The sequence below is a fragment of the Actinoplanes sp. NPDC049265 genome (genome assembly GCF_043197135.1).
In the GTDB taxonomy this organism is placed as follows: Bacteria; Actinomycetota; Actinomycetes; order Mycobacteriales; family Micromonosporaceae; genus Actinoplanes.
Genome location: NZ_JBICSP010000026.1, coordinates 24,947 through 44,836 on the forward strand (window position 1 = coordinate 24,947; position 19,890 = coordinate 44,836).

The 19,890-nt window shown below is 71.4% G+C and carries 15 protein-coding genes and 1 pseudogene; 4 read left to right on the plus strand and 12 right to left on the minus strand.

The features are described 5' to 3' along the window. Positions 1–63 precede the first annotated feature (63 nt). Both ACGFIO_RS39090 and ACGFIO_RS39095 read right to left on the minus strand, forming a co-directional pair. Entirely contained in the window at positions 64–2,832 is a 2,769-nt protein-coding gene (locus ACGFIO_RS39090; RefSeq protein WP_392834969.1) for an adenylate/guanylate cyclase domain-containing protein, read from the minus strand. 742 nt (positions 2,833–3,574) lie between these two features. Next, positions 3,575–3,784, minus strand: coding sequence for a zinc ribbon domain-containing protein (locus ACGFIO_RS39095; RefSeq protein WP_392834972.1), 210 nt, complete (start codon positions 3,782–3,784; stop codon positions 3,575–3,577). A 76-nt stretch (positions 3,785–3,860) separates the two neighbouring features. Between ACGFIO_RS39095 and ACGFIO_RS39100 the strand changes: the two genes are divergently transcribed. Together ACGFIO_RS39100 and ACGFIO_RS39105 are read left to right on the plus strand one after the other, a co-directional pair. Further along, complete coding sequence (locus ACGFIO_RS39100) at positions 3,861–5,381, plus strand: murein transglycosylase (RefSeq protein WP_392834974.1); 1,521 nt, start codon at positions 3,861–3,863, stop codon at positions 5,379–5,381. Between the two features lie 134 nt (positions 5,382–5,515). Next, positions 5,516–6,472 carry a GNAT family N-acetyltransferase gene (locus ACGFIO_RS39105; RefSeq protein ID WP_392834976.1) on the plus strand — a complete coding sequence of 319 codons (957 nt, stop codon included), beginning with the start codon at positions 5,516–5,518 and terminating at the stop codon, positions 6,470–6,472. A gap of 19 nt (positions 6,473–6,491) precedes the next feature. On the opposite strand, the gene ACGFIO_RS39110 is transcribed toward ACGFIO_RS39105, so the two are convergent. The 9 genes from ACGFIO_RS39110 to ACGFIO_RS39150 form a co-directional block, all read right to left on the minus strand. Continuing rightward, on the minus strand, positions 6,492–6,989 hold the full coding sequence (locus tag ACGFIO_RS39110) for a helix-turn-helix domain-containing protein (RefSeq protein ID WP_392834979.1): 498 nt from the start codon (positions 6,987–6,989) through the stop codon (positions 6,492–6,494). 777 nt (positions 6,990–7,766) lie between these two features. Then, on the minus strand, positions 7,767–8,756 hold the full coding sequence (gene hemB / locus ACGFIO_RS39115; protein ID WP_392834982.1) for a porphobilinogen synthase: 990 nt from the start codon (positions 8,754–8,756) through the stop codon (positions 7,767–7,769). Positions 8,757–8,875: 119 nt separating this feature from the next. Then, positions 8,876–10,462, minus strand: a complete 1,587-nt coding sequence (locus tag ACGFIO_RS39120) for a uroporphyrinogen-III synthase (RefSeq protein ID WP_392834984.1) — start codon at positions 10,460–10,462, stop codon at positions 8,876–8,878. After that, entirely contained in the window at positions 10,459–11,388 is a 930-nt protein-coding gene (gene hemC, locus ACGFIO_RS39125) for a hydroxymethylbilane synthase (RefSeq protein WP_392834985.1), read from the minus strand. Before hemC ends, ACGFIO_RS39120 begins: the two co-directional genes overlap by 4 nt. Continuing rightward, a complete protein-coding gene (locus ACGFIO_RS39130) occupies positions 11,385–12,674 on the minus strand; it encodes a glutamyl-tRNA reductase (protein ID WP_392834988.1) in 1,290 nt (429 codons plus the stop codon). Before ACGFIO_RS39130 ends, hemC begins: the two co-directional genes overlap by 4 nt. Then, positions 12,671–13,390, minus strand: coding sequence for a redox-sensing transcriptional repressor Rex (locus ACGFIO_RS39135; protein WP_392834990.1), 720 nt, complete (start codon positions 13,388–13,390; stop codon positions 12,671–12,673). The genes ACGFIO_RS39130 and ACGFIO_RS39135 overlap by 4 nt, the downstream gene beginning before the upstream one ends. A 243-nt stretch (positions 13,391–13,633) precedes the next feature. After that, complete coding sequence (locus ACGFIO_RS39140; protein ID WP_392834992.1) at positions 13,634–14,275, minus strand: HAD family hydrolase; 642 nt, start codon at positions 14,273–14,275, stop codon at positions 13,634–13,636. Positions 14,276–14,284: 9 nt separating this feature from the next. Then, positions 14,285–14,536: a glutaredoxin family protein gene (locus tag ACGFIO_RS39145; protein WP_392834995.1), complete on the minus strand. Its 252-nt coding sequence runs from the start codon at positions 14,534–14,536 to the stop codon at positions 14,285–14,287. Continuing rightward, positions 14,533–16,029: a class I adenylate-forming enzyme family protein gene (locus ACGFIO_RS39150; RefSeq protein ID WP_392834997.1), complete on the minus strand. Its 1,497-nt coding sequence runs from the start codon at positions 16,027–16,029 to the stop codon at positions 14,533–14,535. The genes ACGFIO_RS39145 and ACGFIO_RS39150 overlap by 4 nt, the downstream gene beginning before the upstream one ends. A gap of 431 nt (positions 16,030–16,460) precedes the next feature. Between ACGFIO_RS39150 and ACGFIO_RS39155 the strand changes: the two genes are divergently transcribed. Both ACGFIO_RS39155 and ACGFIO_RS39160 read left to right on the plus strand, forming a co-directional pair. Then, positions 16,461–17,339, plus strand: coding sequence for an ECF subfamily RNA polymerase sigma factor, BldN family (locus ACGFIO_RS39155; RefSeq protein WP_392835190.1), 879 nt, complete (start codon positions 16,461–16,463; stop codon positions 17,337–17,339). A 142-nt stretch (positions 17,340–17,481) separates the two neighbouring features. Then, positions 17,482–18,360: pseudogene (locus ACGFIO_RS39160) on the plus strand (DUF5667 domain-containing protein); the annotation flags it as partial. A gap of 487 nt (positions 18,361–18,847) precedes the next feature. Here ACGFIO_RS39160 and ACGFIO_RS39165 read toward each other — a convergent pair. Continuing rightward, a complete protein-coding gene (locus ACGFIO_RS39165; RefSeq protein WP_392834998.1) occupies positions 18,848–19,843 on the minus strand; it encodes a lysophospholipid acyltransferase family protein in 996 nt (331 codons plus the stop codon). Between the last annotated feature and the right edge of the window lie 47 nt (positions 19,844–19,890).

Consider the following 19,890-nt stretch of genomic DNA (forward strand, 5'->3'; position numbering starts at 1 on the left):
TGGTAGCCCAGGGCGGTGTCCGGGTCGCGGATACCGCTCCTGGCTACCACTGACCGGGCCGGATCAGGGCAGGGTCTGTGCGAAACGGACCGAGCCGTACTCCAGATCCGGGTGCTCGACCGCCAGGGCCGCCGCGATGATCCGGTCGAAACCCTGCCCGGCGCCGTTGGCGTAGGCCGCGTCGAACGCCGTGTCGCCGACCGCCGCGCGCACCTGCGCCTGCTGCTCGGCCCAGAAACCGCCGAACATGACCGTCCGGCGTACGCCGCGCACCCCCTCCGAACCACCGAAGAGCATCGCCGCCGTGGTGTAGTCACCACCCAGCGCACAGCGCACAGCCAGCGCGGCGACGGCATCGGCGGCGCCACCCCGGAACCCGTGCCGCAGCCGCGACCGCAGCGCCACCACCACATGATCATGGGCCGCGACCAGGTCACCGCGGCGCAGGGCGATCAAACCCAAGAGCCAGTCGACGGTACGCCGCCCGCGGTCAGCCGGCCGCCCGGCCTCCACCTGGCGCGCCCCCGCCAGCAGTTCCGCCGCCTCGTCGAGCGCGTCCCGCCGCCACAACAACTCGGCCAGCGCCACCGTCGCCGGGAACGCGGCCCCCGCCACCCCGGTCCGATCGGCCCGCGCGATCACGTCCCGGCAAACCTGCTCGGCCTCCGCGTCCCGCAACCCGATCCGGCGGCCGGCCAGCGCCCGCACCAGCAGGGCCGGATGGTCGGCGCGGCGAGCCACCTCCTCGGCCCGGCCCAGGAACCGGCCCCGCTCGTCCCGGTCGTCGGACAGTCCGGCGTGCACCAGGAACGCCGACGCCAGCTCGGCCGGGGCGATGTGCTGGCCGTCGAGCCGGGCATACAGCCGGTGGAGCAACTCGCGACCCTCCCGGGTCCCGCCGTGCTCACGCCACCACGGATCCAGGGCACCGGCCAGCCGCAGGCCCGCTCGCACACTGCCCTGATCGGCCGACCAGCGCAGGGCCGCCTGCCACTCGTCCACGTAGGGCGACACCTCGACCAGCGACACCGTGCGGGGCTGACCGTCGGTGTCCACCACGACACCCTCCAGAGTGTGCAGAGCCCAGGCGGTGTGCCGGTTGCGGGCGGCGGGCTCGTCACCGGCGGCGGCGAGCTTGCGGGCGGCGTACCCCCGCAAGGTCCTGGACAGCTGATAGCGCGACCCCGGCAGCACCTCGATCAGCGACTTGTCGGCCAGCTCGGTCAGCCCCGCCAGGGCCTCGTCGCCGAACCACTCCACCGCGGACAGATCCACCGCCCCCGCGAACACGGCCAGCCGCCGCAACAGCCCCGACGCCTCGGTACCGAGCGTCCGGTACGACCAGTCCAGGCTGGCCGTCAGCCCACGATGCCGGTCGTCCGGGTCGTAATCCCTCGTCGCCTCCAGCGTGACCGGCGGCGCGTCCAGCACCCGCGCCGGATCCTCCAGCCGGGTGGCCAGCTCAGCCGCGGTCAGCAGCCGCAGGCGGGCGGCGGCCAGCTCCAGGGCGAGCGGCGAACCGTCCAGCCCCGACGCCACCCGGGCCAGGTCGCCCGACTCCTCCCGCGATGTCGGCCGCCCCCCGCGCGCGGTCGTGGTGCGTTCGCTCAGCAGCGTGTACGCGTCACCCGGCACCATCGGCGGCACCCGCCACACCGCCTCGCCGTGCAGCCCGAGCGGCTCCCGCCCGGTCGCCAGCACATGCACCTGAGGACAGCCGGCGAGCAGCCGCCGGGCCGCGGTCGCCACGTGTCCCCGCGCGGCGTCGACGGTGTCGATCAGCAGCAGCATCCGCTGGTCGGCGCAGGCCTCCAGCAGGGTGTCGAGCACCGGACGCCCCGGTTCGCCGCGCAGACTCAGGGCGCCGGCGATCGCGGTGGCCAGGCCGGCCTGGCCGCTCACGCGGGCCGCGTCCACGAGCCAGACCCCGTCCGGGTACGCGACCAGCAACTCCTCCGCGGCCGCCAGCGCGAGCCGCGTCTTGCCGATGCCACCCGGCCCCGCCAGCGTGACCAGCCGGTGCCGGCCGACCAGGGCGATCACCTCGTCCCGCTCGGCCCGGCGGCCCACGAACGAGGTCACCGCGGCCGGCAGATTGTTCGTCGGGGCGCCCGGCGTGCGGGGCCGCGGGAAGTCCCGGTCCAGTCCGCTCGCCACCAGCTGAAACAGCCGCTCGGCGTCATCGAAGCCCCGCAGCTTGTACGGCCCGAGGTCAAGCAGATCGATCCCCGTCATCGAGGCCACCGACCCGCACTCCTCCGCCGCGCCCGATCCTGCCCGCTCCTCTACCTCGGCCGAACCTGCCGCGGCTCGGCCTTGGGGCGCCGGGGCCCACTCCTCTGGCGCGGCCCACTTCTCGGCCGCGGCCGTCTCGCCGGTCAGCTCTTTCGGCCAGGTGGTGGCGGCCAGGGCGGTCGCCTCGGAGCAGAGCACCTGACTGCCGTGCGCGGCCGAGGCCACCCGCGCGGCCCGGTGCACCTCGGCGCTGACGTACTCACCGTTGGCCGGCATCGCCCATCCGGTGTGCAGACCCATCCGCACCCGCGGACGCGCCTCCGGGGTCGGCCAGTCATAAGCAGCGAGTGCACGCTGCGCAGCGACGCACGCCGCTACGGCGTTGGCCGCGTCCCCAAAAGCCACAAAGAAAGAATCACCCTCAGTAAACAGCTCGTGGCCGCCGAAGTTACTCAGCGCAGCACGCAGCACACTCCTGTGTGCGCCAAGCACGGCTGCATACGATTCACCGAGCATCCGGGCCAGACGCGTCGAGCCCTCAATGTCGGTGAACATAAAGGTCACCAGCCCACTCGGCAGCACGGTCCGACCCGACACGGTGAGAACCTCCGCCCCCTAGGAAGTCGCGCTTCATGGTGCCGCACAGTTATGGGGTAGCACATCGTAGAAACGGTCGGTAATCATCTTCCCGTCACGACCGACCCTGGACGGGCGACGCGCGCGGGTCATCGACGATTACTCACAGCACTACGCGTGACGTAACGAAGCGGTTCACGTCGGGTTGCGGCGCAAGTGGATCGATCTCACCGGCCATTCGGACGTCCCCAGAGGAGTGGCGCCCCCAAATCTTCCCGGTTCCAGGGTATTGGTCCGTTATGCGCTGCAGGCTGCGCGAAGCAGGTCAGGTCGGCCCGGCGCAGCTCAACGGGCGCCGCGGTGCACAAGAGGCACGCATCGACATAGCCCGACCCTCGGACGCGTCACCACACACCGAGACACACACGTGGTCCGACGCGTCGGACACCGCGCGGCCGGTGGGATGGCGCGGCCCGATGGACGGCGGGCGCGGACCGGGCGGACGACGCGGGCGCGGACCGATGGACGGCGCGGACCGTACGACACGATGCGGTGGGCGCGGTCCGACACGCACGACACGGCACGACGCACTAAGCGGTAGACGCGCACGCGGGCACAACGGGCACGCGGCACACGGCCACGCGGGCACAACGGGCGCGCGGCACAGGTCGCGCACGCGGCGCGGTGCGGACTGACTACGCCGGGGCGAGCTACGAACGCGGCCCGGAGCGTCCGTCGTAGGTTCGCGGCCGGCGGCCGGCGATCAACAACCGCAGGCGCCGCCGCAACAGCCGCCGCCGGTCGGCGCCGGCGCGGGACCGCCGCCGCGACCGGTCACGGCGACAGTGGACAGAAGCTTGACGGTGTCGGAATGCCCACGCGGGCAGGACGCCGGAGTGGTGGCCTCGGCCATCGGACGGCTGATCTCGAAGGTGTCACCGCAGGCCCGGCAACGGTAGTCGTATCGCGGCATGGTGGTCAGATTAAGCCCCGGGTACGACAACGCGCGGCCCCCATCCGGTTCGCGCCCGCCGGGTAGTGTCGACCGCGTGGCGGAGCGGCACGAAGACCCATCGAAGCGGCCCGGGAACGACGACGCGTCGGCAACCGGCGCACGCCCGCCGGCACCGCATCAGGGCGGTCCGCTCGGCAGCTCCGGTGCGGCCCCCGGGACCCCGGGTTCAGGCCCATCCACTCCGCCTGAGCCCACTGTTCCCGCTTCTCCTTCCCCCGCACCCGAGGTTCGGCCGTCGACGACCCCATCCGGGAATCCGTCCCCGGCGGCGAGCAACCGAAAGCGGCGGAAGCGCAAGGCCGCGCCCGCCGCCGAGGCTCCCACGGCCAAGGCAGACAGCGAGGCCCCGGCTAAGGACAGCGAAAGCAGGGAAGCCCCCGGCAACAACAGCGACACTGAGGAAGGCGCCGGCAAGGAAGGCGCCGGCAAGGAAGGCGACAGTGAGGCCGCCGCGGGTGAGGGCGGCGACAGCAAGGAAGCCGCGGGCAGAGAGAGCGACAGCAAAGACGGCGCGGCGGGCGACAGCAAGGCCAGTGAAAACAAGGCGGTCGAGGATGAGAAGAAGGGTGAGGACGGGGTCGAGATCGATCTCGACAAGCCGGTCGTGGTCACCACGGCCAGTTCGTCGGGGGCGCGGGTCACCCGGGTGCTCCGCCGGGCCAATCCGATCAAGGCCGCCCGCACCGCCACCCGCAGCACCTCGGACTGGGCCCGGAGGCCCTCCGGCCGGCTGCTGATTCCGGCCATCGCGGCCGCCCTGCTGATCGGGGCGGCCGGTGCCGCGGGCGCTTACCTCGTACCCAGGGCGTTGGAAGCCGGCGCCGCACCCAGCCGCAGCCCGGGGTTCCCGCTCGACCAGGCCGCGGGCGGCCCGGGCGCACCCACCGGCGGGGCGGCGTTTCCGCAGAATCAGCCCAGCGGCGGCGGCTTCAGCATCGACCCGGTGCTTCCGCCGGTCGTGGGCAACGGGCGCCCGGCCGACTCGCTGCAGGGCTGGGCGCAAGGTGTCGGGACCCGCGTCGGCATCCCGGTGGTCGCGGTTCAGGCCTATGGGTACGCCGAGCTGGTCGTCGCCAAGCTCCTCCCGACCTGTCACCTGAGCTGGACCACGATTGCCGCCATCGCCAAGGTCGAGTCGTCGCACGGGAGCGCCAACGGCTCCGTGCTGAACGCCGACGGCACCGTGCAGCCACCGATCTACGGGCTGCCGCTGGACGGCAAGGGTGGGCGGCAGCTGATCGCCGACACCGACAAGGGCGTGCTGGACGGGGACTCCACCTACGACCGGGCGATCGGGCCGCTGCAGTTCATCCCGGCCACCTGGCAGCAGATGGCGACGCGCAAGCAGGTCGACGCGGACAACAGTGGCGCCGCCGACCCCAACGACATCGACGACGCGTCCATGGCGGCGGCCATCTACCTGTGTCAGAGTGGGCGGGACCTGTCCAAGGCGGACGCCTGGTGGGACGCGATCCTGTCGTACAACGCGGTGCGCCCGTACGCACAGAAGGTCTTCGACGCGGCGAACGAGTATGGTCAGCGCAGCCGCGTTTGACAACTCAGCGTGAGCAGATGGGCACGAATGCCTCCCCAGTACTTCCCGTTCGTGCCCGCACCCGGCAAGCTGTACGGGTGAGGGTGCGTGAATGGGATCCGCGAGCGGCTTCGGACGGTGAGATCCAATCGCTCGTGGAGACGGTGAACGCGGTTCTGGCCCAGGACCTGCCAGATGATCCGCCGTGGCGTGAGACGCAGGTCAGAGACTATCTGGCCGAGTGCATGCCGGGCGAACGCCGGATCAGCTGGGTGGCTGAGGACGACCGCCTGCCCGAAGGCGAGAGCCGGATCTTCGCGCACGTGAACCTGCTGCTCCTGGGCAGCATCGGCGTGCTCGAGGTGCTGGTGCATCCGCGGCTGCGCCGGCGCGGGCTCGGTCGCGAGCTGGTGGCGGTCGCGGCGCGGCGCGCGTACCTCGAAGGCTTCTCGTCCCTGGGGGTCGAGGCGATTGGGAAGACGCCGGCGATCGGGTTCTACGAGGCGCTGGGCTTCGAGAAGGAGTACGTCGAGACGCGCAGTGTGCTGCACCTGTCCAAGGTGGACTGGTCGACGCTGGGCGAGATGGCCAACGGGATCAGCCAGGGCTACCGCGTGGAGTACCACCCGGGCGGCCCGCCGGACGAGCTGATCGAGGCGTACGCCCAGGCCAAGACCGAGGCCGAGGACGCCGACCAGGAGATGCAGCCACGCAGCTCCGATCCACAGCGTCTCAAGGACAGCCTGCAGACGTTGCACCGGCGCGGCCTGAAACCGTACATCGTGCTGGCCATCCACGAGGCGACCGGCGCGGTGGCCGGCCTGACCGAGGTCGTCGTCCCGGCCCAGCACCCGGAGCGAGCCGACCAGTACGACACGATCGTCGTCCGCGACCACCGCGGCTACGGCATCGACCGCGCGATCAAGGCACGCATGCTGTTCGAGCTGCGCAGTGCCGAGCCGGGCCTGCTCGAGGTGCAGACCTGGAACGCCCAGCAGAACGAGTCGATGCTCAAGGTGAACGCCGAGCTCGGCTTCCAGCTCGACCGCGACTGGTGCGAGTACGGCACCGGCGTGCCCGACCTGGTGCAGCGCCTGGCCCCGGCCGAGTGATCGGGCCACCCGCACGGTCCTAGTCAAGGTGGCGATGGAGCAGCCACCAGACATCCGGGTCGGGCGGCGGCGGAACGTGGCGATTCTTCATGGCCCGAACCTCCCACTGACTGCGAAGGCGCATCACGTCCCGGTGCTCCCGATCCCGATGAAAGGTCTCGGGCGGCCGGGCCAGCCCATATTGGTCAGCCCACCATTCGCCTGGCTTCGGATCGAGAATCGTGTCCAGATGGCTCGGATAACGCCGCCCCGCCCCGTCCCGCGTGTCGTCCCAGTCGTCCATCGGCACCACCATCCGCCCGTCCTCGTCCACCGCGACCAGCCAGAACTCAGCCGGCCGCAAGAGCCGTGACAGCATCGCCAAGCTGGGAATCACGGTGCCCGCCTCGATCCGGCTCACCGTCGCCTGCGAAACGCCGGTGGCCTTCGCCAACTCACGCTGGCTGAAGCTCGCGGTCCGCCGCACTTGGCGCACCAGCCCGACGATGGGAAATCCGTCCACCTCGACTGCTGTCATGGCCGAAATGCTGACACTTCAGCCGCCCCCGCCGATGACGCCTGTGGACAACTTTCCTCGCCCGCCCACGACCGCCCAGCCACCCACCACCCTCTCGCGCGCCCTTTGCTCTGAGCACAAATACGCATCAGGGCCTTCATGATCGCGAGCCGGCGCGGACGCCCGCCCTCAATGAGTTGCGAGCAGACGGGGCCTGGCTGCGGCCCCACGACGGCAGGACCTGCGACAACGCGGCGCGGGCAACCTGTGATGCGTACTTGTGCTCAGAGCAAGGCCAAGGCTCCTCACGCTCCGCTACTGCGGATTGAATGCCCGTCAGCCCGCGCCCGATTGGAAACAGCAGGTCAAGCTCGGTGATGCGTATTTGTGCTCAGAGCAAAGGGCGGAGCAGGGAAAGGGCGGAGGCAGGGCAGGGCGCCACGGAGCGTTACGTCCTGGTTGGAGGCGGCGACGGGACGGTGCACGGCTGCACGGCCCACAGCCGGAAATGGCAAGGGGGCGGGGCTCGGCGCGGGCGGCCGGAAAGGGCGGACGAGGCCGGCTCAGAAACGGACAGGCGAGGCCGACCCGGAAAAGGGCGGGCGGGGGCAGCCCGGAGAAAGGACGGGGCGCGGGCCGGAAAAGGAAGGAGAAAGGGGAGGAAGGCGGGGCGGAGGAGATGCCCGCGGCCGGATCTGGTGACCTGTCGTCTTCGCTCAGCCGATGAGGACGACGCGGGGAGTCCTTGATCCAGGGGGTGGGGCGCGGAGGAGGGGCAGTAGCGGTCGCGGAGGAGGGTCAGTAGCGGTCGCGGAGGAGTTGGGCCACCTCGGTGGCCCAGTAGGTGAGGATGATCTGGGCGCCAGACCGTTTGATCGAGGTCAGGGACTCGAGGATGGCGCGTTCGCGGTCGATCCAGCCGTTGGCCGCGGCCGCCTCGATCATCGAGTATTCGCCGCTGACCTGGTAGGCCGCGATCGGGACTTCTACTCTGTCGCGGAGGCGGGTGATGATGTCCAGGTAGGGCAGGGCGGGCTTGACCATGACGATGTCGGCGCCCTCGGCGATGTCGAGCTCGGTCTCGCGGATGGCCTCGCGGGCGTTGCCTGGGTCCTGTTGGTATTGGCGGCGGTCGCCCTGCAACGAGCTTTCCACGGCCTGCCGGAAGGGGCCGTAGAAGGCGCCGGCGTACTTGGCCGCGTACGCCAGGATTGAAGTGTCCTGGAAGCCGGCCTGGTCAAGCGCCTTGCGGACCACGCCGACCTGGCCGTCCATCATGCCGGAGGTGCCGAGCATGTGGGCGCCGGCGGTGGCCTGGGCCACGCCCATCTCGGCGTAGAGGGCGAGGGTGACGTCGTTGTCGACCGAGCCGTCGGGGGCCAGCACCCCGCAGTGGCCGTGGCTGGTGAACTCGTCCAGGCAGAGGTCGCTCATGACGACAGTGCTGTCGCCCACCTCGGCGATGACGTCGCGGATGGCCACGTTCAGGATGCCGTCGGGGTCGAGGCCCTGGCTGCCGGTCTCGTCCTTGTGGTCGTCGGTCGGCACGCCATAGATCATGATGCCGCCGACGCCGGCGCTGACCGCGTCGCGGACGGCCTTGCGCAGGCTCTCGCGGGAGTGCTGGACCTGGCCGGGCATCGAGCTGATCGCTCGCGGCTCGGTCAGGCCCTCCTTGACGAAAAGCGGCAGCACCAGCTCGGCCGGCGCCACCCGCGTCTCCTCGACCAGGCGGCGGACGGCGGCGCTGCGGCGGAGGCGACGTGGGCGGACGTCCGGGTAAGTCATCAAGTAACCCCTAGCGACAGTGCTGGCTCTAACGACAGTGCTGGCTCTAGCGGCAGTGCTGGCTCTAGCGGCAGTGCTCGCTCTAGCGGCAGTGCGCGCTCTAAGCGGCAATGCTCGCTCTAGCGGAAGCGGAGAGCCGTCGGCCCCTGCACCTTCGAGCCGCGGCGCTGCTTGGCCGGCATGGCGGCGAGCTTCTCGCGGAGCTCGATCGCGTACTCGGCCAGCGCCTCGACCAGGTCGGGCACCGACGCGTGCTGCGGCTGCACGTCGACCCGGAGGCCGAACTCGGTGGCGGTCTCGGCCGTCTTTGGGCCGATCACCGCGACGACCGTGCGGGCGTGCGGCTTGCCGGCGATGCCGACCAGGTTGCGGACCGTCGAGGAACTGGTGAACAGCACCGCGTCGAAGCCGCCGGACTTGATGGCGTCGCGGATGTCGGCCGGCGGCGGCGCGGCGCGGACCGTGCGGTACGCGGTCACGTCGTCGACCTCCCAGCCGCGCTCGAGCAGGCCGGCGGCGAGCGTTTCAGTGGCGATGTCGGCCCTCGGCAGCAGCACCCGGCCGACCGGGTCGAGGATCTCGTCGTGCGGCGAGAACTCGGCCAGCAGGCCCTCGCTGGACTGGTCACCGCCCGGGACCAGCTCGGGCTGGATGCCGAACGAGCGGACGGCGTCGGCGGTGGCCTCACCGATACAGGCGATCTTGACGCCGCCGAAGTGGCGGGCGTCGAGGCCGTGCTCGGCGAACTTCTCCCAGACCGCGCGGACCGCGTTGACCGAGGTGAAGACGACCCAGGCGTAGCGGCCGTCGACCAGGCCCTTGACCGCGCGTTCCATCTGGGCCGGGGTACGCGGCGGCTCGACCGCGATGGTCGGGACCTCGCACGGGATGGCGCCGTAGGCCCGCAGCCGTGCACTCATCGCGCCGGCCTGCTCCTTGGTCCGCGGGACGAGAACCTTCCAGCCGTACAGCGGCCGGTTTTCCCACCAGCTCATCTTGTCGCGGTGCGCGACCTCGGCACCCACCGTGAGGACGACCCGGCCGGTGAAGCCGAGCGCCGCGGCGACGAAGCTGTCCACGGTGGACGTGGTCGTGTATTGCGTCTCGCCGGTGCCGTCGCCGGTCACCGCGACCGCCGTGCCGGGCTCGATGCCGGTGGCAAGCAGCCCGTCCCGGACCGCGGCGAGGTCGCCAGCATCCACGGCCACGGCGAAGGTGCCCTTGCGCGCGGCGTTGGCCAGGCTCTCGAAGTCGAGGGCGGCCACGTCGTCGACGTCGGCGGCGGTGCGTACGCCCGGCAGCGGCACCCCGGCGTAGGTGGCCACACCCTCGGCCTGCCCGATGCCGGGCACCACCTCGAAGTGCACGGCCGTCCGCGCGACCGCCTGCACCTCACGGACCACTGTCTCGTGCCCGAACGGGTCGCCGGAGACCAGGTGCACCGCGTTCTGCCCGGAGCGGGCGGCCGAGATCAGCACCTTGGCCACGTCGCCGGACGCGCCCTCGGCCGGGCTGAACTGGGCGTCGGCCTTGGCCTGGGCCTTGATCGCGGCGAGCAGGGTATCGGGAACGCCACTGTCATAGACCACCTGGTCGGCCTCGACCAGTGCGTCGTGCGCCCGGCGCGTCAACAGCTCCGGGTCGCCGGGTCCGGCGCCGACGAACGCGATGCGTCCGGCGGGCTTGCGGGCGGTGCGGGTGGTCATGCTGTGCTCCCCATCAGGGTGTCGGCGCCGGCGTCGAGGAGATCGGCGGCGAGTGCCTTGCCGATCTCCTCGACGTCGGCGGGCGTTCCGGTGCGCGACAACCGGACGTCTCGGCCCCCGTCCGGGCTGATCACGGCACCGCGCAGGTAGATCTCGTCACCTTCGTCGCCTTCGGCGATTTCGGCATAGGCGGCGACCGGGGCGGAACACCCGGCCTCCAGGGTGGCCAGCAACGCCCGTTCCGCCATGACGGCGTAGCGGGACGGTGCGTGGTCGAGTGCGGCCAGCAGCTCGACCAGGTCCGCGTCGTCGGACCGGCACTCCACCGCCAGCGCGCCCTGGGCCGGGGCGGGCAGCATGAGCATCGGGTCCAGCGTCTCGGTGATATCGGCCGTGCGGCCGATACGCGTCACTCCGGCCCGGGCCACGACGACCGCGTCGAGGTCGGCGTCGGTGCCGAGCACCCGAGCGATCCGGCTGTCGACGTTTCCCCGGATCGGAGTGATCCGCAACTGTAGGCCCAAAGCGTGCAGTTGCGCGATTCGGCGCACCGCGCCGGTTCCGATCTGCGAACCCGCCGGCAGCTCGGTCAGGGTCAGGCCATCGCGGGCGATCAGCGCGTCGCGGGGGTCGGCACGCTCGGGAACCGCGGCGATGTGCAGGCTCGGGTGGGCCGCGGTGGGCAGGTCCTTGTACGAGTGGACGGCGAAGTCGATCTCGTCGGCGATCAGCGCGTCCCGTAGTGCGGACACGAAGACCCCGACCCCGAGCTCGGCCACGGGCGCTGCCGAACGGTCACCCGCGGTAGCGATGCGCACCAACTCGACCGGGTGACCGGTGGCCGCGGTCAGAGCGTCGGCGACCTGCTGGGACTGGGCCAGGGCGAGTTTGGAGCCCCGGGTGCCGAGGCGCAGTGACGTCCTCATGCTTCTCCCCCGATCTCCGGTACGGCGTTGGCCTGGGTGGCCAGTGGGACGTCCAGGTCGAACAGCTCGCGCAGCAGGGCGGCGTACTGATCGCCACCGGGCTCGGCGGCCAGCTGCCGGACCCGCACGGTCGGCGAGTGCAGCAACTGCTGGACGACCCGGTGCAGAGTACGGGAAACGTCGGCCCGTTGCTCCTCGGTGAATTCCGGCCGTCGGGCGGTCAGCTTGCGCAGCTCACCGGCCACCACGTCGTCGGCCCGGGTGCGCAGGGCGGCGACCGTGGGGGCGATGTCCGATCCGCGGAGCCAGGCCAGGAAGTGCTCGACCTCAGCGGCCACGATCTGCTCGACCGCCGCGGTCTCGGCCGCTGCCGGGAGGGCACGCCGGCTGTCGGCCAGGCCCTCGATGTCGATCACGGTCACGCCGTCGACGTCGGTCGCGTCCGGTGCGACGTCGCGGGGCACGGCCAGGTCGAGCACGACCAGCGGCGCCGCGGCGGCGAGCAGGTCGCGGTCGAGTACCGGCGCCGAGGACGCGGTGGCGCTGATGACGATGTCGGCTTCGGAGAGTGCGGCCGGCAGGTCGGCATAGGGAACGGCGGTCGCGCCGTACGCCTCGGCGAGCCGCTCCGCGCGCGCAGCGCCGCGGTTGGTGATGCTGACCGGCCCGACCCCGGTGCGAGTGAGCGTGGCGACCGACAGCGCACCCATCGCGCCGGCCCCGATCACCAGCGCGGGCCGGCCGGTCAGGTCGCCGATCCGCTGGGCGGCCACGTCGAGGGCAGCGGTGACCACGCTCTGGCCGGCCTTGTCGATGCCGGTCTCGGCGTGTGCCCGCTTGCCGACTCGCAGCGTCTGTTGCATCAGCTCGTGCAGCAGGCGGCCGGCTGAGTCGGCCTCGGTGGCCACGTGGTACGCGTCCCGCAGCTGCCCGAGGATCTGGGCCTCGCCGACGACCATCGAGTCGAGTCCGGCCGCGACCCGGAAGGCGTGCCGAACCGCCGCCTCGTCGTAGTGCACGTAAAGGTGGGCGGCGAGGTCGTTGCCACTGAGGCCGGCGTGTTCGGCCAGCACACCGCAGATGTCGCCGAGGCCGCCGTGGAAGCCGGTGACCGCCGCGTAGACCTCGACCCGGTTGCAGGTGGACACCACGACGGCCTCGCCGACGTAGGGCTGCCGGACCAGCTGGGCCAGCGCCTCGACCTGCCGCGACGGCGTGAAGGCGAGGCGTTCCAGGGTGGCGACGTCCGCGGTCCGGTAGGACGCGCCGACACTGAGCAGGTTCACGACCCCACCGCCTCGGTCCGGCCGCCGGGCAACGCGGTCAGCGATGCCTTGCGGTGCTCATGGAAGGAGAGGATCTGCAGCTCGATGGCCAGGTCGACCTTGCGCACGTCGACACCGGCGGGCACCGACAGCACGCATGGCGCGAAGTTCAGAATGCTGGTGACCCCGGCGGCGACGAGGTCGTCGGCGACGGCCTGCGCGGCTGAGGCGGGCGTGGCGATCACGCCGATCGCGATCGATTCCTCGGCGGCGACCTGTGGCAGTTCGTCGATGTGGCGTACGACCAGACCGTTGATCTCCTCACCGACGCGGCCGGGGGCGGCGTCGAAGAGCGCGACGATCCGGAAGCCGCGGCTGGCGAAGCCGTCGTAGCCGGCCAGCGCGTGGCCGAGGTTGCCGACGCCGACCAGGCCGACCGCACGGCGCTGGTCGAGCCCGAGGATGTATTCGATCTGGGCGGTGAGCAGCGCCACGTCGTAGCCGACGCCGCGGGTGCCGTAGGAGCCGAGGTGGGAGAGGTCCTTGCGGAGCTTGGCCGAGTTGACCCCGGCCGCCGCGGCCAGCGCCTCGCTGGAGATGGTCTCGGCACCGTCCTCGAGGTTGTGCAGCGCGCGGAGATACTCCGGCAGCCGGGCGATCGTCGCCTCGGGGAGGTCCGGGAAGGCGTGGACCGCCCCCGGGGTGCCGGGCGTGTTTCCGTGTCGCTGCTCGCTCATCTGACTCCGTGCCGACGAGATGGCTGACCTGAAGCGAGCCCCCCGTGAACGGCAAGGTCCGGCTGTGATAGCGGGGCTCGACGGAGTCACAGAGTAGGCGCTTGTGAAGGCGTGCACAAATCGCGATCTTGATAGGAGGCCTGTACTAAGATCCACTCGCCGTGGTAACAGAGGCGGGCTCAACCGAGTATTACCGGTCGAACCCGCCCATGACCAATCGCGTCGCGATCCCGACGTCACGTATCAAAGCGTGCGGGCGATCTCCACGGCCTCGACCAGGGAGTCAGCGACCGGGCACCCGACCGTCCGCAGCCGCGTCGCGTCGGTGAAGCCGCCGGTGTAGAGCACGACCGCGGCGCCGTTGGCCGTGGCCGCCGCGGCGTCGTCGAGCGAGTCGCCGATCAGCACCGTCTCGGTGCCAGTGACCCCGATCTCACGCAGATGGCCGGCCAGGTGCCCGGCCTTCAGGTCGCCGCCGACCTCGGTCCGCAACCCGTCGACCCGGGTGAAATGACCGGTCAGCCCGTACGTTTCCAGGGCCGGCACGAGCTCGCTGTGGAACCACATGGACAGCAGCGACTGGCTGCCGGACCAGCTGGTCAGTGCCTCTTTGGCGTCCGCGGCCAGGGCCATCGTGGTCAACCCGAGCCGGTACGCGTCGTGGAAGATCCGGTCGAGCCGGCCGAACTCCTCGTCGTCGACCGCCCGCTCGAGGATCTCGGCGTAGAACTCGGCCACCGGCCGCCGGAACCGGGTGCGGTGCTCCTCGGCGCTGACGCCGGGGCCGCCGACCGCCGCGAACGCCTGGTTGGTGGCGGTGACCACCAGTGCGAAGTCGTCGAGCAGGGTGCCGTTCCAATCCCAGACCAGATGCGTACGCGCCACGCGCACAACCTACAGTCGCGGCGCTCCCGGCGGCTTGGCAATATCGCGGCGCAGCCGTTCCTCCTCGACCCGCCAGTAGCCGTGCTCCTTGCCGTCGAGCAAAACCACCGGCACCCGGTCGCCGAAGTCGCGCTCCAGCTCCAGCGACGACTCCACGTCGACCCGGTCCCAGGCGCCGGGCACCACGCGTTCCAGTGCCTCCTCGGCCACCTGGCACAGGTGGCACCCGTCCCGGCTGATCAGCGTGACCCTGCTCGTCATCGCAGCTCCCGTTTCCGCAATTTGCCCAGAGCCGAGTGTGGCAGCGCCGGGACCAGCTCGATGGTGGCGGGCAGCTTGAAGCGGGCCAGCTGGGCGGCGCAGAAGACACGGAGCTCGGCCGGGGTCGGTGGCGGGTCCAGGGCCGGCACGACGTACGCGTGCGGCGCCTGCCCGGTCGCCGGATCGGGCACCGCGATCACCGCCGCCTCGGCCACGCCCGGATGCGCGTCCAGCACTCGCTCGATCTCGGCGGGGTAGACGTTGAAGCCGTTGACCAGGATCAGCTCGCCGATCCGGTCGACCAGGTGCAGATCGCCGTCCCCGTCCGCGTACGCGATGTCGCCGGTGCCCCACCACCCGTCGGCGTCCGGCCCGTCCCGCCCGTCCGGCCAGTAGCCGTCGAACAGGTTGGCGCCGCGGACCACGATCTCGCCCGGGTCGGTGCCGGCCGAATCCTCGACCGAGAGGTCCAGTTCGGCCAGGTCCTCGGCCGGGGCCGGGGTGCCGTCGGCCCAGAGCACCTCACCCTGCGCGGTCCGGAGCCGCAGTTCCACGCCGGGCAGCGGGCGCCCGATCGAGCCGGTTTTGCCCCGGTCGCTCACCGCGGTGGTGGTCAGGACCGGGGCGGTCTCGGTCAGGCCGTACCCGATGATCACGGTCTTGCCAGTGGCGGCGGTGAAGCGGGCGGCCACGTCGGGGTCGAGCGGCGCGGCGCCACAGACGGCGGTGCGCAGGGCGGTCAGTGCGGCGCCGGCTGTTTCCGGGGTACGGGACCACGCCGCGTACATGCCGGGCACGCCGACCGTCACGGTCACGCCGCGCTCGGCGATCACCCGCAGCGAGTCCTCTGGGTCGAAGCGCTCCACCAGCACGCCCGTGGCGGCGTGGTGGGCGACGCTGCCGAGCCCGGTGTTCAGCCCGTAGGCGTGGAAGAACGGCACGGTGAGCAGCACTACGTCGTCCGGGCCGACGACGGCCGGCTCGATCCGGTCCAGCTGCTCGTGGTTGGCGGCCAGCGCGGCGTGGCTGAGCATCGCGCCCCGGGGCCGCCCGCTGGTGCCCGAGGTGTAGAGCAGCACGGCGAGCTGGCCGGCCGCGACCTCGGGCTGGGTGCCGCCGGCCGGCTGGTCGAGGTCCGACGGCGACACGCACGACACGCCCTCGATCGCGCCGCCCGTGACCACCAGCGACACGTCGGCGTCGGTGAGTGCGTAGGTCAGCTCGTCGGTGGTGTATCCGGGGTTGAGCGGCACCGCCACCAGCCCCGCCCGCAGCACCGCGAAGTACGTGACGGCAAAGTCGATCGAGGTCCCGAGGACGATGCCCACGCGACCACCGCGCCGATCGACCAGCGTGCTCAGCCGGGCCGCCCCACGATCCACCCGCCCGTCGACGTCCGACCAGGTCAGCGAGGTTTCCCCGGCGATCAGCGCGATCCCGTCGGGACGGCGTCGGGCGGCCTCACGGACGGCGTCGCGCGCTCTGTTCTCCACGACGAGCGAGTGTCGCACATCACCCACGGACGGAGGACGACGGACAACTTGTCCGTCTGCGTCCGGAGTGTGGCGTACATCGTGGCAGATGTTCCTGTTGTCTTGTCTGCGCCACTTCATGCGGTTTTCGCGCAGCGCACACGGTGTGCGACTCCGTGTGTCCGGATTCCGTGACACTCCCTTCTGTGTAACGGGCTCCACATCCATGGGTGCGGTCGAGAACCCGGCAAAGCCCGGGCTCGGCCCACCCCTTTTGTTGTGAGTGACCATCCCTCACCCCGAGGAGGCCGCTGTGCCACACGAAGCACGGATTCATCACCAATGCCGCTCAGGCGGGACGGAGAGGCGCAGTGAGTGATGTGTACGCCGGCGATCCGTACGGCTCGGCACGCCTCACGCTCAACTCGGGGCTGAGCCGGCTGGCCGGCTCCGTGGAGACGTTCGTCGCCCACGCCATCCGGGGCGACAGTCCCAAACGGACCCGCAACCGGCCGCACATCAACGAGTCCCCCAGCCGGCATTCCCCGCCCACCGGCAACGTCAAGCCGGTCGGCGGCGGTCGCGTGGCCATGCCCGGCCGCCCGCCGATGCCCGCCCAGCCCGGCCCCGGCCAGCGCGGCCTGGACGGCGAGACCCGTCCCGTCGAGGGTCCCGAGGCCCAGGTGGTCGTGCCGGCCCAGAGCACCACCGGCCCGCCGACCGAATCGGAACCACCGAAGTACCCGGCCCGCCCGGACCCGAGTGACGCCGCCGCCGAGGTGTGGGCGCTGGTCGAGCGGGCCCAGGCCGGCGAGGCCGAGGCGTTCGGCCTGATCTACGACCGGTACGTCGACACCGTCTTCCGTTTCGTCTACTTCCGGGTCGGCAACCGGCAGCTGGCCGAGGACCTCACCTCGGACACCTTCCTGCGGGCCCTCAAACGCATCGGCAGCTTCACCTGGCAGGGCCGAGACCTCGGCGCCTGGCTGGTCACCATCGCCCGCAACCTGGTCGCCGACCACTTCAAGTCGGGCCGGTACCGGCTCGAGGTGACCACCGGCGACGTGCTCGACGCCGACCGCGAGGACCGCGGTCCCGAGGGCAGCCCGGAATCGGCCGTAGTCGACCACATCACCAACGTCGCCCTGCTCACCGCGGTCAAGCAGCTCAACCCCGAGCAGCAGGAGTGCATCGTGCTGCGTTTCCTGCAGGGCTTCTCGGTGGCCGAGACGGCACAGACGATGGGCAAGAACGAAGGCGCGATCAAGGCCCTGCAGTATCGCGCGGTCCGTGCCCTGGCCCGGCTGCTGCCCGAAGGGTTCCAGTGGTAGCCCGGCATCAGGTCAAGGACGTGACACTTCACCGATTGTCGATGCCCGTAACCCTAGACATCCCCGGAGCGTTTGTCCGGGTGCGACCCGCGGTCGCGCCCGTCGGTCACGCGATCGGTGGATCAGACACGAGCGAAGGGAGGTGCCCACGGTGAGGTTCGACTTCATCGACCGGCGGCGCGCCGAACGCTTCGCGGAACTTCTCGACGAGACCGGCGGCGGCCGTCGGCACCACTCGCGTGTGCCGGCCGACGAGGAGCTCGCCGAGCTCGTCGCCATCGGTCACACCCTTTCCGCGGCGCGCCCGCGAGCGCGGGTGGACTACGAGTTCCGCACCGGGCTGCGAGCGATGCTCGTGGCCACGGCCGAGCGGGACGGGATCGGCCGGACGGCCCCGGCCGTGACCGAGCCGGTCGGCGACCACGCCGTCGCGACACGGCGCGGGCTGAGCTTCAGCGGGCGCCGGATCCGGGCCCGCGGTGCCATCGTGATCGGCGTCGCGGCCGGTGCGATGGCCGTCTCCGGGATCTCCGCGGCCAGCGAGAACGCCGCACCCGGGGACACCCTGTACGGCATCAAGCGCTCCACCGAGCGGGCCCAGCTGGCGATGGCCGGCTCGGACGTCACCCGGGGCCAGCTGTCGCTGGACTTCGCCCGCACCAGGTTGGCCGAGGCGGCCGCGCTGCCCGGCGGCGCGACCGGGTTCGCCGGCGTGCTCGACGACATGGACGCGGACACCCGGCAGGGCGTCAAACTGCTCACCGAGGCCGCCGTCGCGCGCAGCGACAAGGCGCCGCTGAGCCGGATCGACACGTTCGTCGCCGGTCAGCGGCAGACGTTCGAGCCGCTGCTGGACCGGCTGGCACCGACCGACCAGGAGCGGGCCGGCGCCTCACTCTCTCTGCTGGACAACGCGCAGGCCCGGGCCGAGGAAATCCGCGCCGGGCTGTCCTGTGGCACGGTCACCCGAACAGACGCCGACTCGCTCGGTCCGCGGCTGCGCGGGTGCATCGCCGGCAAGGACTCGACCAGCAGCGACGGGGGCACCCAGGGGCACGGCCAGAGGGCGGGCAGCAAGCCCGGCTCGACCGGCGACGGCCCGGCGTCCTCCGGTGACAAGCAGCCGGCCACCACCGGCGCGGCCCGCCCGGAGAAGACCGACCCGGCCGCCGGACGCACGACCACCCCGGCCACCGGCCCGGCGAGCACGACGCCGGCCAACCAGCCGGGCGACAGCCGCACCAAGATCACTCCGTCGAGTGACACTCCGATGGTTGACGTGCCGGCCCCGGCCCAGTCGCCGGCCACCGGGTCCGGAGAGGACAAGAGCTTCCTCGACGGCCTGCTGGGCGGAATCCTCGGCCACTGAACGGACCCGGGACAAAGTGGTGGGCCAGGGCGATATTCGCTGCGCGAATGCCGCTCTGGCCCACCACTGAGGCTCTTTTACGTGGCGAGGGGCGGTGCCGGGTTGAACCGGGGCCGCCCCTCAGCCACATAATACGTCCTTATAGGCCGAAAGGGTCCGGCCTTTTCGCCAGCAGGTCGTGCAGCGTGGCCTGGATCGTCTCGCGAACCTGGTCGGCCAGGTTGTAGACCACCATCGGGTCGTCCGCGTACTCGGTGAGATGCGCGGTCGGGATCGGCGGGCAGAACTGGATCATCCACTTGCTCGGCAGCGGCACCAGGCCGAGCGGGCCGAGCCACGGGAAGAACGGCGTGACCGGGAAGTACGGGACACCGAGCAGCCGGGCCAGCGGCTTGAAGTCGGCCAGCATCGGATAGATCTCCTCGGCGCCGACGATGCCGACCGGCACGATCGGGGTGCCGGTCCGCAGAGCCGCCGAGACGAAGCCGCCGCGGCCGAAGCGCTGGAGTTTGTACCGGTCGGCGTACAGCTTGCCGGTGCCCTTGAAACCCTCCGGAAAAACCCCGACCAGTTCACCGGTACGCATCAGACGCTCGGCGTCCGGGTTGCAGGCGACCGTGGCGCCGGCCTTACGAGCCAGTTCGGACATGATCGGTACGCGGAAGACCAGGTCGGCGCCGAGCAGCCGGAGGTGCCGGTCGGCCGGGTGCCGGTCCCGCAACGCCGCCGAGAGCATCAACGCGTCCAGGGCCAGTACGCCCGAATGGTTGCCGACGAGCAGGCCCCCACCGGTTTCCGGAACGTTCTCGACGTCGAACACCTCGGTCCGGAACCAGTCCCGGTAGAGGCGGTTGAGCAGCGGCAGGAACACCGAATCGGTGAGATCGGCGTCGAATCCGAAGTCGTCCACCGGGTAGGCGCCGGTCAGCCGCCGGCGCAGGAACGCGAGCCCCTTGGCCACCCGCTGATCCCAGACGTCGACCGCGTCGCGCTGCTCCTCGGGCGGCGCCGGCCGCGGCTCACGCCCGTTCAGAGGGTGGTTGCCGTTGATCTTCCGCGGCGCGGCGTCATCGACGGGCAGCTCGAAGTCGACATGCCCGGGGAGGGTCGCACGGCGGTACTCCTCCTGGCTCACGTCAGCACTCCGCTTCGCTCCGTGCCGGCGTGAGCCGGCTGCCGAGC